Genomic DNA, 15,422 nt, shown 5'->3' on the forward strand with positions numbered 1-15,422 from the left:
TATCCTTAACGTCGCCAGAACGCAGGGAAGAACAACACCAAAATGGTGAGGATTTCCAAACGCCCCATCAACATACCAAAACTTAAAATCCACTTCGCTGCGTCAGGCAGCGGAGCAAAGTTACCGGTTGGGCCAATCACACTTCCCATCCCCGGGCCAACGTTGGCCACGGCGGTGATTGCTCCCGTAATACTGGTGGTTGGGTCAAGCCCCATGACTGACAATGCGCCAGCGATGAGAATAATCGTGATGATGAACGTCACGCCAAACGCCACCACTGAGCGCACGATATCTTCGTTCACTGGGCGCTGATTGTAGCGTTGCACGAACACGCCAGAGGGATGAATCAAGCACATCATCTGGTTTTTGAGCAGCGCAAAACAGATCTGAAAACGGAAAATCTTAATCCCGCCCGAAGTGGAACCGGAACACGCCCCTGCCATCATCAAAAACGCAAACAGCGTACTGGGCAGGGCGCCCCAAGCGGTAAAGTCATCCAAGCCAAACCCCGTGGTGGTTACCACCGAGACGATGTTAAACATCGATACGCGCAGCGCATCCAACATTGCGTAGCCGTTATTGAAGTGAAGCCAGAAGGCGACGATCAGGCTGCTGATGATAAACAGCAGGAAGAAGCCTTGGACTTGTGCATCTTTGAACAGCTCTTGTGGACGGCGTTTGCGCAGAGCCGTCACAAACAGCAGAAATGGCAGACCACCGAGGAACATAAACAGCGTTGCAACCCAATGCGAGCCGTTGGAGAAATGGTTCATGGAGCCGTCAGAGGTTGAGTAACCACCGGTAGACAGCGTGGTGAAGGCGTGGTTAATCGCGTCAAACAATCGCATGCCCGTCAGCATGTAACCGACAATGCACAGCCCGGTGAGCACCAGATACACCGCCACAATGTTTTTTGCCACAGTTTTAGCGCGTGGGCTGCTTTTATCGGACCAGTCGGAGGATTCGGTTTGGAACAGGCGCATCCCACCCACGTTGAGCATCGGCAATACCGCCACCGCCATCACGATGAACCCAACCCCGCCAAGCCATTGCAAGATGGAGCGCCACAGCAAAATACTGGGCGCCATGGTGTCGAGGCCGCTCAGCACGGTGGAACCAGTAGTGGTTATGCCAGACATCGTCTCGAAGTAAGCGTCAGTAAAGCTGATGTGATTGATGAACACAAACGGCAACGCCGCGAACGCACTGGCGATGGTCCATACCAAACTGGTGATGAGGAACATGTCGCGCACACTGAGGCGGAAATTCGACGTTCGGCCAATCGACAGGCAGATAAACGCCGCGATGTGGGTGATGATCACCGCTTGTGCGAAGTCGAGAAAGCCGCCGGTCCCGGTGAAAAAAGCCACCAGCGTGGGCACGTACATGAACAGGGCCAGTTTGGATAAAACCAACCCAATAACAAACATGATGGGGCGTAAATTCAGCATAACGCCAACAACCTATAGGAAAAACGGACTCGGTTGGAACAGGGCTTCCACGTCAGGCACGTATTTCTTGTCGACGAGGAACATCACCACGTGATCGTCCTGTTCAATGACCGTGCGATCGTGGGCGATCAGCACTTCTTCGCCACGCACGATGGCACCAATGGTGGTGCCCGGTGGCAGTTTGATATCACCCACCGCACGACCCACCACTTTGGAGGTGGTTTCATCGCCGTGCGCAATCGCTTCGATCGCTTCGGCGGCGCCGCGGCGCAGGGACGACACGTTGACGATATCGGCACGACGAACGTGCGTCAGCAGGGCTGAAATCGTGGCTTGTTGCGGTGAAATGGCGACGTCGATGACGCCCCCTTGCACCAGTTCAACGTACGCACCGCGTTGAATCAGCACCATCACTTTTTTAGCGCCCATGCGTTTGGCCAGCATGGCGGACATGATGTTGGTTTCATCTTCGTTGGTCAGGGCAATAAATACGTCGACCTGATCGATGTTCTCTTCGGTCAACAGCTCTTGATCGGCCGCGTCGCCACAGAATACGATGGTGTTTTCCAGCTCTTCCGACAGCTGTTCAGCGCGTTGATAGTTGCGCTCAATCAGTTTGACGCTGTAGCTGTGTTCCAAACGCATCGCTAGGCTCGCCCCGATGTTGCCACCGCCGACAATCATGATGCGGCGATACGGTTTTTCTAGGCGTTGCAGTTCACTCATGACCGAGCGAATGTGATTGCTGGCGGCGACGAAGAACACTTCATCGTCCGCTTCAATAATGGTGGTGCCTTGCGGGCGAATCGGGCGTCCTTGGCGGAAAATCGCGGCGACGCGTGTGTCAATATGCGGCATATGCTCTCGCAGTGCTGACAAAGCATTGCCCACCAACGGACCACCGTAATAGGCTTTGACCGCCACCAGACTGACTTTTTCATCAGCAAAGCTCACCACTTGCAGCGCGCCGGGGTATTGCACCAAACGCTCAATGTAACTGGTCACCAGCTCTTCTGGAGCGATCAGGTGATCGACCGGAACCGCGCCGGATTGGAATAAGGCTTCTTTCTCGGCCAGATATTCGGGCGAGCGAATGCGGGCGATACGGTTTGGCGTGTTAAACAGCGTGAATGCCACTTGGCAGGCGACCATGTTGGTTTCATCGGTGTTGGTCACGGCCACGAGCATGTCGGCGTCTTGTGCGCCAGCTTCACGCAGCACATCCGGGTGGCTGGCATGGCCGTTCACCACGCGTAAATCATATTTATCTTGTAGTTCGCGCAGACGGTCGCTGTTTTTATCCACGACGGTGATGTCGTTGTTTTCTCCGACCAGGTTTTCCGCCAGCGTGCCGCCGACCTGACCTGCACCAAGAATGATGATTTTCATACCTTATTCTCTTGTGATTGCACGCCAAAGGCAGCTCGAGAGCTGCCTTTGCATCGTTTTTTACGCTTGTTTTGTCAGCACGGCGTAGTAGAAACCGTCCATATCCTCTTCACCAGGAAGAATCTGGCGGCCCGGATTGTCGAGCTCTGATCCCACCAGCTGCGCGTTCGATGTGCGCGCTAAGAAGTCTTTCACCTGCAGTACGTTTTCCTGCGGTGTAATTGAACACGTTGCGTACACCAAAGTACCACCCGGTTTCAACTGTTGCCACATTGCGTCGAGAATTTCGCGTTGCAGCTCCGCTAATGCCGCAATATCTTCTCCGCGACGCAGCCACTTGATGTCTGGGTGACGACGAATCACGCCCGTTGCTGAACACGGCGCATCGAGCAGAATGCGATCAAACTGACCGCCTTGCCACCACTGTTCTGGGTAACGCGCATCGCCGCACACCACTTTTGCGCTCAGGTTCAAGCGCTTGAGGTTGTCATGCACACGCTTGAGGCGCGTGTCATCGCAGTCAATCGCCACGACGTCGCACCCGTGGGTCCGTTCCAGAATGTGCGCAGTTTTGCCACCGGGTGCGGCGCAGCAATCCAGGATCAGTTCGCCGTCTTGCGGTTGCAAATAGTGTAACGCCAGCTGTGCCGCGGCATCTTGTACCGACACCCAACCTTGGGCAAAGCCCGGCAGTTGCGTCACATCGCACGGTGCGGCCAATTTTAATGCGTCATGTGCTTGCGAATGCACACTGCTATCAATGTTTTCATGATTGAGCAGCGCTTGATAGGCATCGCGCTCATGGTGCTGGTGGTTGACGCGCAGCCACATCGGCGCTTTGCTGTTGTTGGCTTCAACAATCGCTTCCCACTGCTGTGGGTAAGCGTTTTGCAGCAATTTGAGCAGCCAACTTGGGTGGCCATATTTGCCCGCATTGTGGCTCATCGCCTCGGTATCTAACGCATCTTGGTTGCGTTGGTAGTTGCGCAGCACGGCGTTGATCAGACCACGCAAGCGTGGGCCTTTGAGATCTTGAGCGCCTTCAACGGTTTCACCCACGGCCGCGTGCGGTGGAATCCGCATAAAGCTCAGTTGGTAAATGCCGACCAAAATTAGATGGTGGAACACACGTTGTTTGCCCTTGAGTGGCGAGTCCATCAACGCATTGGCGATTGACTCCAAACGTGGCAAATAGCGCAGCGCACCGTAGCAGATCTCCTGCAGCAGCGCGTGATCGCGAGGACGGATGTTTTGTTGAGCCGCCGGAAGCGCCATCGACAAAGACTGACCTTTATCAACAACTTGAAACAGAACCTGAGCGGCTGCAGCGCGAACATTCATAGTTAAACCTAATACAAAAAGGAACGACCCTACGCTGTAGGGCCGTGAAATTAATTCAGTTGAGTGCCAACCTGAAACCAGCTGGCTCTGGCGTTGAGAATATCCTGCACCGGCAGAGCTTTTTTGCCTGGGATTTGCAGGCTTTCCAGCACCAGAATGCCTTCGCCAGTCGCGACATAAATGCCGGTTTTATCCGCTTGGATGATGGTGCCCGGCGCGTGTGTGCTGTTGCCCGTTTCAACGCGGCTTTGCCACACTTTGATCTGATTCTCGGCCACTGAAAAATGGCTCATCGGCCATGGATTGAAGGCTCGTACGCAACGTTCAATCGCTTGCGCGCTCAGTGTCCAGTCGATCTTGGCTTCTTCTTTACTCAACTTCTGCGCGTAGTTCGCCAGTGCGTCGTCTTGTTTGACGGCAACCGCTGTGCCTTGCGCGATGTCGCTCAGGCAGTCAACCAAGGCTTGTGGACCCAATTCTGCCAGCTTGTCGTACATGGAACTGCTGGTGTCAGAGGCGTCAATCGGCAGCGTGGCAATCTTGAGCATATCACCGGTATCAAGGCCCACATCCATCTGCATGATGGTCACGCCCGTTTCTGCATCCCCCGCCCAAATCGAGCGTTGGATCGGTGCGGCGCCGCGCCAGCGTGGCAGAATAGAACCGTGCACATTAATACAACCCAATTTTGGGGTATCCAAGACGGCTTTAGGCAAGAGCAAGCCATACGCGACAACGACCATGATGTCGGCATTCAATGATGCCAGCGCTTGCTTGGCTTCATCCGATTTGAAATTTTCGGGTTGATAGACCGGAATGTTGTGCTCGAGCGCCAGGTGTTTGACCGGGCTGGCGGTGAGTTTTTTACCGCGGCCGGCTGGGCGATCAGGTTGAGTGTAAACCGCAATCACCTCGTGCTCCGAAGACAATAACGCCGCCAAGTGACGGGCGGCGAAATCCGGAGTACCTGCAAAGACAATACGTAATGATTGGCTCAAGGTAACCTCTCTGTATGCTTATTGATTCTTATCGTTGAAGCGTTTGATTTTTTCCAGCTTCTCTTTGATGCGCTTGCGTTTGAGTGGCGATAGGTAGTCGACAAACAGTTTGCCTTCTAGGTGGTCCAGCTCGTGCTGAACACAAATCGCGAGCAAGTCGTCGGCGTCAAAGGTGTACTCTTCACCATCACGATTCAAGGCTTTGACGGTAACTTCAGCAGCGCGTGCAACCAGCGCACGGGCGCCAGGTACTGACAGGCAGCCTTCTTCAATACCGTCTTCACCGCGTTTTTCCAGAATCACTGGGTTGATCAGCACCATCGGCTCATCACGGGTTTCTGAAATGTCGATCACGACGATGCGCTGGTGAACATCCACTTGAGTTGCAGCAAGGCCAATGCCTTCTTCGTCGTACATGGTTTCAATCATGTCGTCGACGATCTTCTGAATCTCTGGGGTGACTTTCTCAACCGGCTTAGCAACGGTGCGAAGACGATCATCAGGGAATGTTAATACTTGTAATACAGACATATACACTCGAAAAATTGAACTGTGCCGAAACAGCTTAACGCTTGTTGGCTCAATTCTAGACATTTTATGACCTAAATGACAGCATCCTGCGAGATTTCTCCGAATCCTTCTTAATTCTTTCGACCAGGGAAGCAAGGTCATGCGTAAACTGACACGCCGTTTCGCCTCTATTTTATCCCCCCGATTATGGCCCGTTTGGTTGGCTTCATTGAGCGTTTGGGCGCAGCCTGCCCCGCCATTGGCGTTGAAAAAAGATGCGCCGACAACCTACACCGTGGTTCAAGGGGACACCTTATGGGACATTTCGGCGTTGTATCTCGACAGCCCTTGGTTGTGGCCGCGTTTGTGGCAAATCAACCCCGAGATCCACAATCCAGATTTGATTTATCCCGGCGATAAACTGACCTTGATTTGGCGCGACGGCCAGCCAGTGTTGAGTCTCAAACCGATGGTGACGTTGAGCCCCAAAGTGCGTGTGGTGGAAAAACAATCCTTGCCTGCAGTGGATGAAGGGCTCTTGTTGCCGTATTTGCAAAATGACCGCTTAGTGAACAGCGCAGCGCTGACCCAAAGCTTGCGTGTGATGGGGGCGGGCGATGGGCGACAATACCTCACGGCAGCTGAGGCCGTGTACATTCCTGGCCCACAAACGCATGCGCATTGGGGGATTTACCGACCGATGGCCGAGTTTGTTCGAGACGATCAGGCGATGACGGCGATGCGCTTAATTGCCACTGCCGAGCTGGGTGAAAGCGACCAAAACACCAGCGCGTTGCGGGTGCGTCAATTACGACATGAAATTCGCGTCAATGACATTGTCTTGCCTGAAACGGGGCTGGAAAGCCTCAACCTCACCACCTCTTTTTTCCCGCAACCAGCGCCGACTCAGTTGCAAGCCCGTATTCTTGGCGCGCTTGAAGGCAGTCAGTATGCCGGGCAACATGATGTGGTGGTGATCGACAAAGGCACGAATGATGCGTTGGTGCAGGGCAGCATGTTTACGCTCTATCGCGCAGGTGTCTCGGTGTACGCGGATGATGGTCAGTATCGCTACGAGGCCAAGCGCGGCGATGATGAGGTGGCATTGCCTGCCCACCCCATTGGCAGCTTGATGGTGATTCGTCCTTATGCTGCGTTTAGTCTGGCGTTGGTCACGGAAAGCCGTGAGCCGATCGATACCGCCGTGTTGGCGGTGGCGCCTGAGGTGGCGGATTTGGACGTGGCGGCAAGCGTGCCCCACGCTGAGCCGGCGAGTTAATGCTAGAACGTGATCTGGCGGCGTGGCTGGCATTTAGCTTTGCCCCCCAATTGGGAATGCATCGATTACAGCGTTTGGCCAGCCGCCATGCGTTACATGATCTCAAACAACAGCTGGGTCGAGAAGGCGAAGCGGCCGGGCTCAAAGCCCATCAGATTGACTACCTACAGCAGCAAGCGGATCGTGAAGTTGATGCTTGCCTGCTTTGGTGTCAGCAAGCGGAACATCGCCACATCGTGACCCCATTTCATGCCCATTATCCGGCGCGATTAAAAGAGATTGCCGCAGCGCCTCCGGTGCTGTTTGTGGCCGGTCGACTTGACACGCTGTGCGCGCCACAAATCGCGATTGTGGGCAGCCGCAATGCCAGTATCGACAGTCAACACATCGCTCATCAATTTGCTGCGCAACTGGTCGAACATGGTTTGGTGGTCACCAGTGGGTTGGCGCTGGGCATCGATGGTTATGCCCATGATGGCGCCCTGAAAGCGGGCGGCGAAACTATCGCGGTATTGGGTTCAGGGTTGGGATGTATTTATCCGGCGCGTCATCGCACGTTGGCGGAGCGGATTATGGCCAGTGGGGCGGTGGTGTCGGAGTTTCGCCCGGATGCCAAACCGAGGCCTGATCACTTTCCGCGTCGCAATCGTATTATTAGTGGCTTGTCGTTGGGTGTTCTGGTGGTGGAAGCGGCCGAGAAAAGTGGCTCGCTCATCACCGCGCGTTACGCTGTTGAACAGAGCCGCGAGGTGTTTGTGGTTCCAGGCTCGATTCGTCATCCCAATTGCCATGGCAGTAACCAGTTGATTCGGCAAGGCGCGTGTCTGGTTCAGCACATCGACCACATACTCGATGAGGTTGGTCCCATGATGGATTGGCGCCGAAATCAGTCACAACCTGAGCAGACAGAACTTTTTTCTTGCTCATATCACGAAGAAGAATTGCCATTTCCCGAGCTGTTAGCTAACGTAGGGGAAGAGGCTACACCAGTTGATATTCTTGCAAACAGGACCCATATACCTGTCCAGGATGTCATGATGCAGCTCCTGGAGCTTGAGCTTTCAGGGCATGTTGTTGCAGTTTCCGGTGGCTATATTCGTAAGGGGAGGGGCTAGCTATGATGATGGATATTCTGATGTATCTATTTGAAACTTACATCCATAGCGATGCAGAGTTACAAGTGGATCAAGATGAACTCGAAGATGAACTGCTTCGAGCGGGATTTCACCAAAAAGACATCTATAAAGCCCTTCACTGGTTAGAAGAGCTGGCTGCGTTGCAGCAGACTGATGCACATTCCGCGATCGCAACCAGCGCGGCGACCTCTGTGCGTATTTATACCGCACAAGAAATGGAGCGTTTGGATACCGAATCGCGTGGTTTTCTGATGTTCCTTGAGCAGATCAAAGTGCTGACGCCTGAAACGCGTGAAATGGTGATTGATCGTGTCATGGGCTTGGAAACCAATGAGTTTGAACTCGATGACCTGAAGTGGATCATTCTGATGGTGCTGTTTAACGTGCCGGGGAATGAAAATGCTTACACGCTAATGGAAGAGCTGCTGTACAGCAAAGAGCAAGGTATTGTGCATTAAGCAGATCGGCGCGTGAGTAGTCCCCATGAGCGGTAAAATTGATCACCAGTTATTTTCAGCACAGGCGCTGACGCAAGAACCGTGTCCAAAATGCGGCGCAGCGTTACAACTGCGTCACGGCAAACACGGTCCTTTTCTTGGGTGCAGCCAGTATCCCGGCTGCGACTTCATCAAACCCCTGCATCAAAACGATGGTCACATCATCAAAGAGCTGGGTGTGCCGTGTCCAGCATGTGGGCATGAGTTGGTGTTGCGTCAGGGACGTTACGGCATGTTTATTGGCTGCAGTCATTACCCAGCGTGTCACCACATCGAATCATTTGATACAGCGCCTCAGGCGCAGGCCGAGGAAACGCAAATCCCCTGTCCGGATTGTGGTAAAGGTCATTTGGTTGAACGCAAAAACCGCTTTGGGAAAGTGTTCTATGCCTGTGATGCGTTTCCCAAATGCAAGTTTGCACTCAATCAACCACCCATGGTGGGGCAATGCGAGGCGTGCGGTTATCCGTTGCTGATTGAAAAGAAACTCGCCAATGGCACCAAGTATCAGTGTGCCGATAAAAAATGCGGTCACACCCAAACGGAAATAAAAAACGGCGCTTAATTGCGCCGTTTTTGTCCGTATGAAATGCTGGGGTTAGTGCTTGATTTGCTGAGCGACGGCCTGCACCGCCGGAAAAGCTTTGGGATCGAGAACTGCTGCCAGTTGACATAGTTTACGCTGCAATTCGCCACTGTAATCTGCAGTGACGTTGATGTGGCCCATTTTGCGTCCGGGACGTTTGTCTTTGCCGTACCAGTGAATGTGGCAGCCTTCCATCGCCAGTAGCGCTTCGGGCAAGGTGTCTTCACCCAGGATGTTAATCATCGCCGTTTCGCGAACCAGTTTGGTACTCCCCAATGGTAGCCCACACACCGCACGCAGATGATTTTCAAACTGACAGGTTTCTGCGCCTTGCTGTGTCCAGTGACCAGAGTTGTGCACGCGCGGCGCAATTTCATTGACCAGCAACGTCCCCTGAACGTCGAAAAACTCCAGCGCCAGCACGCCAACGTAATTCAGGCTTTCAGCCACGGCGGTAAACATCTGTTTCGCTTGCTGCTGTAATTCTGGCGCATCAATCGCAGTCGATAGGCTGAGGACGCCATTCACGTGCACATTCTCGGCCAGTGGATAGACCGCGATCTCGCCATCTTTGCCACGCGCGCCGACCAGTGACACTTCGCGGTCAAAGGGCACGAATTCTTCCGCTACAATCGCCTGATGCTCAGATGCCGCCAGTGCTTGTGCCATGTCGGCCCATATTGCGTCGCTGTCTTGTGGAGTTTTGAGGCGCCATTGACCTTTGCCATCGTAACCACCCAAGGCGGTTTTCAGCACCATGGGAATGCCGACGTCATCAATCGCAGCATCAAATTCAGCGCGGTTGGTGATCACCGCATATTTGGCGTTGCGTACGCCGGCGTTGTCTAGCAGCGCTTTTTCCAGACGGCGATCGCCACCGGCTTTAATCGCGTCGGTACTTGGTAGAAATTTTCCGCTGCGCTCACACACGGCCAATACATCGTGAGGAATGTGTTCAAATTCAGCGGTAATCACATCCGCACCGGCAATTGCCTGTTCCAAACCATGGCCCAGCACCGCCTGAGTCAGCGGATGCACCACGTTCTGGGTATTGACGTCAAAGGCGGAAATGTCAAGGTTGAGCGGTGCCCCGGCCAGAGACATCATGCGCGCGAGTTGACCGGAACCTAAGACTAATATGTGCATGGATTAGTCCTCGGCTGGGTTTGGGTGAGCCAGTACGGCTTCGGTTTGCGCGGCGCGGAACGCTTCCACTTTTGCCATCACACTTTCATCGAATGCACCAATGATTTGCGCGGCCAGTAACCCTGCATTTGCGGCGCCCGCTTCACCAATTGCCAGCGTGCCAACCGCGATGCCTTTGGGCATCTGCACGATAGAATAAAGGGAATCGAGTCCCGATAACGCACGTGACTGCACCGGAACGCCCAGCACGGGGAGGCTGGTGAATGCAGCGGTCATGCCGGGAAGGTGCGCGGCGCCGCCAGCGCCAGCGATGATCACTTTTAGTCCACGCTCTTTGGCACTGGTGGCGTAATCGGCCAGAAGTTGAGGGGTACGGTGCGCGGAAACCACTTTGGTTTCGTAAGCAACACCAAATTGATCCAGCATCTCTGCTGCAAGCTTCATGGTTGGCCAATCCGATTTTGAACCCATGATAATGCCGACGGTCATCTCAAACTCCTTCAAGCGTTATAATTAAGTGAGCGTTTGTGCGCGCATTATACGGGGATTTTGCTTTCAAGCAAACGTTTGCGCGGTGATTGAAAGCGTGGCGGTATAATTTATCCCGAATTAGATTTAGCCGTTGCGCCGGATAATTTGTACACTAGGCCGAAAATAAGAAAGTCAGCTCAATTTAGGAAACTCTGGTGAATAATTTTGAACATACACTGCAAGCGTTGCAGTCCGGTGAAGTGATCGCTTATCCCACGGAAGGTGTGTTTGGTGTCGGGTGTGATCCGGACAATCCGCAGGCGATTGAAAAGTTGCTGCAACTCAAACAGCGTCCGGTCGAGAAGGGCTTGATTCTGATCGCGGCCTCATACCAACAACTGCTGCCTTATGTTGATGAAAGCCAACTGACGCAAGAGCAGTTGGAGCGAGTGCAATCGACTTGGCCGGGGCCGGTGACTTGGATCATGCCAGCCAGCGAGCGTGTCTCGCATTGGGTGAGCGGCCAGTTTGATACCATCGCCGTGCGCGTGACCGATCATCCGTTGGTGCAGAAGCTGTGTTTGGCGTATGGCAAACCACTGACGTCAACCAGCGCGAATCTGTCGGGCCTGCCGCCGTGCATGACCACGCAGGAAGTCGAACAGCAACTCGGTGATCAGCTGGTGGCGATTCTGCAAGGCGAAACGGGTGGTCGTAATAAGCCTAGTGAAATTCGCGATGCCAAAACGCTCCAGGTTTTGAGACAAGGCTAAGTCAACAAAGGAAGTAACGATGCCAACCATCAATAAAGAAGCCGTCAAACAATTTCTGTTGTCGCTACAAGACAGCATTTGCCAGCAGTTGGAAGCCGTCGATGGCGGTGCCACATTTGAAGAAGATGCTTGGCATCGTGAACCAGGCGAAAAGCTCGGCGGCGGCGGTCGCACGCGTGTGATGCGCAACGGCCACGTGTTTGAACAGGGTGGGGTGAATTTCTCCCATGTGGCAGGTCAGCAGATGCCCGCATCGGCAACTGCGCACCGTCCCGAACTGGCCGGGCGCCGCTTTGAAGCCATGGGCGTGTCATTAGTGATGCACCCCAATAACCCGTACGTACCGACTTCGCACGCAAATGTGCGCTTTTTCATTGCGGAAAAAGAGGGTGAGGCGCCGATTTGGTGGTTTGGCGGTGGATTTGATCTCACGCCTTTCTATCCGTTTGAGCAAGACTGTCATGAGTGGCACCGTGTGGCAAAAGCGCTGTGTGCGCCGTTTGGTGATGAAGTCTACGCTGAGCATAAAGCGTGGTGCGATCGTTACTTCTACCTGCCGCATCGTGAGGAAACTCGCGGTATCGGTGGGTTGTTCTTTGATGATCTCAATCAGTGGAGCTTTGAGCAGTGTTTTGACTATATAAAGGCGGTCGGCGAAGGGTACACGCAGGCGTATCTGCCGATTGTTGAGCGCCGCAAAGCGACCCCGTATGGTGAACGCGAACGCGAGTTCCAGCTTTACCGCCGTGGCCGTTATGTCGAATTTAACTTGGTTTTTGACCGTGGCACGCTGTTTGGCCTGCAATCGGGTGGTCGCACCGAGTCGATTCTAATGTCGATGCCACCGTTGGCGCGCTGGGAATACCGTTATCAGCCACAGGCGGGGAGCGCCGAAGCGGAATTACAGCAATTTTTAGTACCGCGCGAGTGGTGACAGCGCCAGTAGTGAGTGATAGGGTCGCATACAGCGACCTTCTTTTATTTCAGGCAGGAACATGGATTTTCAACACGATCAGTATGCGGTGTTCGGCAACCCGATCGGCCACAGTAAATCACCTTTCATTCATACCTTATTTGCCCGTCAAACCAATCAGGCCATGACCTACACCGCGCAACTCGCGCCCGTGGATGGTTTTGTGCAAGCCGCGACAGATTTCTTTGCTCATGGCGGTAAAGGGTGCAACATCACCGTCCCATTTAAAGAGGCGGCGTTCACGTTTGCCACGCGGCTGACGGAACGGGCGCAACTGGCTGGCGCGGTTAACACGCTCAAAAAACTCGATGATGGCGGCATTCTGGGGGACAACACGGATGGTGAAGGTCTGGTGCAGGATCTGATGCTGCATCAGGTGCCGTTGCAAGACGCGCGAATTCTGTTGATTGGGTCCGGCGGCGCGGCGCGTGGTGTGCTTAAGCCTTTATTAGATAAACAGCCCGCCAGCGTGACCATTACGAACCGCACCTTTGCCAAAGCGCAACAGCTAGCCGAGAGTTTTGCGCCGTACGGTAAGGTGAACGCTGTGGAAATGGCGCAGTTGAATTCTGGTTTTGATGTCATCATCAACTCGACGTCGGCCAGTCTGGATGGCGCCCTTCCAAACATTTCCGTCGCGATTTTCAAGCCGACCAGTGTGGCGTACGACATGATGTATGGCAAAGGTCACACCATTTTCAACCAATGGGCATTAGACAGTGGTTGCGCTGAAGCGTATGACGGTTTGGGGATGCTGGTGGGGCAGGCGGCAGAAAGCTTTATGTTGTGGCGCGGTTTACGTCCGGGGACGAAACAGATTCTGCGTGAACTGCGCAAAAATTTAGAAGGTTAATCATGAACCAATCGATCTTATTTCCGGATATGCAAACTTGGAATGAGGAGCTGCAAGCCGTGGTGTTTCCGGCGCAACAAGCTGGTGCGCTGATTGAGTGTGTGGTGACGCTGGCCGAACTCAGCCGTCTGGCGGCACAGCCAATTGATGGTGAGCAACAGGCTTTAGCCATTTTTCAGACACTGCGTTTTGATTTGGAAGAAATAGCGGAAGCGCTGATTGAAGAAGAAGACTACAACCAGCGCGGGCAAATCGACGTGATTAGCTAATATTCTCAACGGGCATGAGGTAGTCATTTTTACCGTTGACGTAGTTCTCAGCCGACTTCACTAAAAAGGCTCTTTCTTTTTCATTGAGGGGACGAGCCTGTTTCACCGGACTACCTATATAAAGATAACCACTTTCTAACCGTTTTCCCGGCGGAACTAAACTGCCGGCACCAATCATCACATCGCTCTCGATGACGACGCCATCCAGCACAATGGTGCCCATGCCCACCAATACACGGTCGTGAATCGTGCAGCCATGTAGCATGACCTTATGCCCGATGGTCACGTCTTCACCGATAATCAACGGATAGCCGTCGGGATTCTCGTGATTCTTATGCGTCACATGCAACACACTTCCGTCTTGAATATTGGTGCGCGCGCCGATCTCGATGTAATTCACATCGCCGCGCGCAGCGACCAATGGCCAAACACTGGCGTCATCGCCAAGCTGAATGTCGCCGACCAGAACTGAACTTTCATCGATATAGACACGTTCACCAATCTGCGGAGTGATACCTTTATAACTACGAATTGCGCTCATGACGCCTCCTTATTTGGGCTGTTCAGGGCAGTGTAAAAGAGAAATAGTAGTAGAAATAACCTGTGACGAATAAAAAACAGTCAAACAATTAAAAAATCAAAAAAAACGTGAAAAAGCGCTTGCCAATGTGAACTCGATCTCTATAATGCCCCCTCGCTGACACGGCAAAGCTTCGAAAGAAACGAAAGCGGTAGTTCAGCAAGGTCATTTTCAGAGCTGAAAAGCTCGCGAAAATAAACTGAAAAAAGTGTTTGACACGACAGTTTATCTCGCTAAAATGGCCGCCTCTTCCACGGTGACTCAGTCGCTGAAGCAGGAAGAAAGCTCTTTAACAATATAAACCTATCAATCTGTGTGGGCACTCGTTGATGATAATCGAAGATGATTCTAAAGAATCAACTTAGGTATCAATGAACTGAGTGACCAATCGATACTTCGGTATCGGCACAGTCAATTCATTATCGTTCTGTTGGAACGATAATAGCTTTGAATTACTAAGGTAATTTGAAGTCAGTATTCATTGAGCCACAAAATCTTAAATTGAAGAGTTTGATCATGGCTCAGATTGAACGCTGGCGGCAGGCCTAACACATGCAAGTCGAGCGGCAGCGACAACATTGAACCTTCGGGGGATTTGTTGGGCGGCGAGCGGCGGACGGGTGAGTAATGCCTGGGAAATTGCCCTGATGTGGGGGATAACCATTGGAAACGATGGCTAATACCGCATGATAGCTTCGGCTCAAAGAGGGGGACCTTCGGGCCTCTCGCGTCAGGATATGCCCAGGTGGGATTAGCTAGTTGGTGAGGTAAGGGCTCACCAAGGCGACGATCCCTAGCTGGTCTGAGAGGATGATCAGCCACACTGGAACTGAGACACGGTCCAGACTCCTACGGGAGGCAGCAGTGGGGAATATTGCACAATGGGCGCAAGCCTGATGCAGCCATGCCGCGTGTATGAAGAAGGCCTTCGGGTTGTAAAGTACTTTCAGCAGTGAGGAAGGGGATATCGTTAATAGCGGTATTCTTTGACGTTAGCTGCAGAAGAAGCACCGGCTAACTCCGTGCCAGCAGCCGCGGTAATACGGAGGGTGCGAGCGTTAATCGGAATTACTGGGCGTAAAGCGCATGCAGGTGGTTTGTTAAGTCAGATGTGAAAGCCCGGGGCTCAACCTCGGAATTGCATTTGAAACTGGCAGGCTAGAGTACTGT

General features: G+C 53.2%; 16 protein-coding genes and 1 rRNA gene. 9 read left to right on the forward strand and 8 right to left on the reverse strand.

What is annotated here, in order from left to right; all coding sequences use genetic code 11:
• Positions 1–5: 5 nt before the first annotated feature.
• From VFA_RS20435 to def, 5 genes are read right to left on the reverse strand one after another with little or no spacing between them, the layout of a single operon-like run.
• Positions 6–1,451 (reverse strand): TrkH family potassium uptake protein, encoded by a 1,446-nt coding sequence (locus tag VFA_RS20435; RefSeq protein WP_004728772.1) that lies wholly within the window; start codon positions 1,449–1,451, stop codon positions 6–8.
• A gap of 12 nt (positions 1,452–1,463) precedes the next feature.
• Entirely contained in the window at positions 1,464–2,840 is a 1,377-nt protein-coding gene (gene trkA / locus VFA_RS20440) for a Trk system potassium transporter TrkA (protein WP_004728773.1), read from the reverse strand.
• 60 nt (positions 2,841–2,900) lie between these two features.
• Positions 2,901–4,181, reverse strand: a complete 1,281-nt coding sequence (gene rsmB, locus VFA_RS20445; protein WP_004728775.1) for a 16S rRNA (cytosine(967)-C(5))-methyltransferase RsmB — start codon at positions 4,179–4,181, stop codon at positions 2,901–2,903.
• A 50-nt stretch (positions 4,182–4,231) separates the two neighbouring features.
• The gene (gene fmt, locus VFA_RS20450) at positions 4,232–5,179 is read right to left on the reverse strand and encodes a methionyl-tRNA formyltransferase (RefSeq protein WP_004728777.1); all 948 of its coding nucleotides are present in this window, start codon (positions 5,177–5,179) and stop codon (positions 4,232–4,234) included.
• 18 nt (positions 5,180–5,197) lie between these two features.
• A complete protein-coding gene (def, locus tag VFA_RS20455; protein ID WP_004728778.1) occupies positions 5,198–5,710 on the reverse strand; it encodes a peptide deformylase in 513 nt (170 codons plus the stop codon).
• 139 nt (positions 5,711–5,849) lie between these two features.
• Here def and VFA_RS20460 point away from each other — a divergent pair, with 139 nt between their 5' ends.
• From VFA_RS20460 to VFA_RS20475, 4 genes are read left to right on the forward strand one after another with little or no spacing between them, the layout of a single operon-like run.
• Positions 5,850–6,968, forward strand: a complete 1,119-nt coding sequence (locus tag VFA_RS20460; RefSeq protein WP_004728780.1) for a LysM peptidoglycan-binding domain-containing protein — start codon at positions 5,850–5,852, stop codon at positions 6,966–6,968.
• On the forward strand, positions 6,968–8,083 hold the full coding sequence (dprA, locus tag VFA_RS20465) for a DNA-processing protein DprA (RefSeq protein WP_004728781.1): 1,116 nt from the start codon (positions 6,968–6,970) through the stop codon (positions 8,081–8,083). The genes VFA_RS20460 and dprA overlap by 1 nt, the downstream gene beginning before the upstream one ends.
• 2 nt (positions 8,084–8,085) lie before the next feature.
• Positions 8,086–8,562: a DUF494 family protein gene (locus tag VFA_RS20470; RefSeq protein WP_004728783.1), complete on the forward strand. Its 477-nt coding sequence runs from the start codon at positions 8,086–8,088 to the stop codon at positions 8,560–8,562.
• 25 nt (positions 8,563–8,587) lie between these two features.
• Positions 8,588–9,166, forward strand: coding sequence for a DNA topoisomerase family protein (locus VFA_RS20475; protein ID WP_004728785.1), 579 nt, complete (start codon positions 8,588–8,590; stop codon positions 9,164–9,166).
• A gap of 33 nt (positions 9,167–9,199) precedes the next feature.
• Here VFA_RS20475 and VFA_RS20480 read toward each other — a convergent pair whose 3' ends face one another.
• Positions 9,200–10,333, reverse strand: a complete 1,134-nt coding sequence (locus tag VFA_RS20480; RefSeq protein WP_004728787.1) for a 5-(carboxyamino)imidazole ribonucleotide synthase — start codon at positions 10,331–10,333, stop codon at positions 9,200–9,202.
• Positions 10,334–10,336: 3 nt separating this feature from the next.
• On the reverse strand, positions 10,337–10,822 hold the full coding sequence (gene purE / locus VFA_RS20485; RefSeq protein WP_004728789.1) for a 5-(carboxyamino)imidazole ribonucleotide mutase: 486 nt from the start codon (positions 10,820–10,822) through the stop codon (positions 10,337–10,339).
• A 197-nt stretch (positions 10,823–11,019) separates the two neighbouring features.
• On the opposite strand from purE, the gene tsaC reads away from it, so the two are divergent.
• The 4 genes from tsaC (at position 11,020) to VFA_RS20505 (ending at position 13,672) form a co-directional block, all read left to right on the forward strand.
• Complete coding sequence (gene tsaC / locus VFA_RS20490) at positions 11,020–11,577, forward strand: L-threonylcarbamoyladenylate synthase type 1 TsaC (protein ID WP_004728791.1); 558 nt, start codon at positions 11,020–11,022, stop codon at positions 11,575–11,577.
• Between the two features lie 19 nt (positions 11,578–11,596).
• On the forward strand, positions 11,597–12,511 hold the full coding sequence (gene hemF, locus VFA_RS20495; protein WP_004728793.1) for an oxygen-dependent coproporphyrinogen oxidase: 915 nt from the start codon (positions 11,597–11,599) through the stop codon (positions 12,509–12,511).
• A gap of 61 nt (positions 12,512–12,572) precedes the next feature.
• The gene (gene aroE / locus VFA_RS20500) at positions 12,573–13,403 is read left to right on the forward strand and encodes a shikimate dehydrogenase (RefSeq protein ID WP_004728795.1); all 831 of its coding nucleotides are present in this window, start codon (positions 12,573–12,575) and stop codon (positions 13,401–13,403) included.
• Positions 13,404–13,405: 2 nt separating this feature from the next.
• Positions 13,406–13,672, forward strand: coding sequence for a DUF1488 family protein (locus VFA_RS20505; protein WP_004728797.1), 267 nt, complete (start codon positions 13,406–13,408; stop codon positions 13,670–13,672).
• On the opposite strand, the gene VFA_RS20510 is transcribed toward VFA_RS20505, so the two are convergent.
• Entirely contained in the window at positions 13,665–14,213 is a 549-nt protein-coding gene (locus VFA_RS20510; protein ID WP_004728799.1) for a gamma carbonic anhydrase family protein, read from the reverse strand. The two genes, VFA_RS20505 and VFA_RS20510, sit on opposite strands and share 8 nt — an antisense overlap.
• A gap of 537 nt (positions 14,214–14,750) precedes the next feature.
• Here VFA_RS20510 and VFA_RS20515 point away from each other — a divergent pair.
• Positions 14,751–15,422: ribosomal RNA gene (locus tag VFA_RS20515) — 16S ribosomal RNA — on the forward strand; the annotation flags it as partial.

Origin of the sequence: Vibrio furnissii CIP 102972 (assembly GCF_000176175.1) — a bacterium.
In the GTDB taxonomy this organism is placed as follows: Bacteria; Pseudomonadota; Gammaproteobacteria; order Enterobacterales; family Vibrionaceae; genus Vibrio; species Vibrio furnissii.

Bases quoted from the DNA above. Each gene is read 5' to 3' on its own strand.
- VFA_RS20435 (WP_004728772.1), bottom strand. From the start codon at position 1,451: ATGCTGAATTTACGCCCCATCATGTTTGTTATTGGGTTGGTTTTATCC.
- trkA (WP_004728773.1), bottom strand. From the start codon at position 2,840: ATGAAAATCATCATTCTTGGTGCAGGTCAGGTCGGCGGCACGCTGGCG.
- rsmB (WP_004728775.1), bottom strand. From the start codon at position 4,181: ATGAATGTTCGCGCTGCAGCCGCTCAGGTTCTGTTTCAAGTTGTTGAT.
- def (WP_004728778.1), bottom strand. From the start codon at position 5,710: ATGTCTGTATTACAAGTATTAACATTCCCTGATGATCGTCTTCGCACC.
- VFA_RS20460 (WP_004728780.1), top strand. From the start codon at position 5,850: ATGCGTAAACTGACACGCCGTTTCGCCTCTATTTTATCCCCCCGATTA.
- dprA (WP_004728781.1), top strand. From the start codon at position 6,968: ATGCTAGAACGTGATCTGGCGGCGTGGCTGGCATTTAGCTTTGCCCCC.
- VFA_RS20470 (WP_004728783.1), top strand. From the start codon at position 8,086: ATGATGATGGATATTCTGATGTATCTATTTGAAACTTACATCCATAGC.
- VFA_RS20475 (WP_004728785.1), top strand. From the start codon at position 8,588: ATGAGCGGTAAAATTGATCACCAGTTATTTTCAGCACAGGCGCTGACG.
- VFA_RS20480 (WP_004728787.1), bottom strand. From the start codon at position 10,333: ATGCACATATTAGTCTTAGGTTCCGGTCAACTCGCGCGCATGATGTCT.
- purE (WP_004728789.1), bottom strand. From the start codon at position 10,822: ATGACCGTCGGCATTATCATGGGTTCAAAATCGGATTGGCCAACCATG.
- hemF (WP_004728793.1), top strand. From the start codon at position 11,597: ATGCCAACCATCAATAAAGAAGCCGTCAAACAATTTCTGTTGTCGCTA.
- aroE (WP_004728795.1), top strand. From the start codon at position 12,573: ATGGATTTTCAACACGATCAGTATGCGGTGTTCGGCAACCCGATCGGC.
- VFA_RS20505 (WP_004728797.1), top strand. From the start codon at position 13,406: ATGAACCAATCGATCTTATTTCCGGATATGCAAACTTGGAATGAGGAG.
- VFA_RS20510 (WP_004728799.1), bottom strand. From the start codon at position 14,213: ATGAGCGCAATTCGTAGTTATAAAGGTATCACTCCGCAGATTGGTGAA.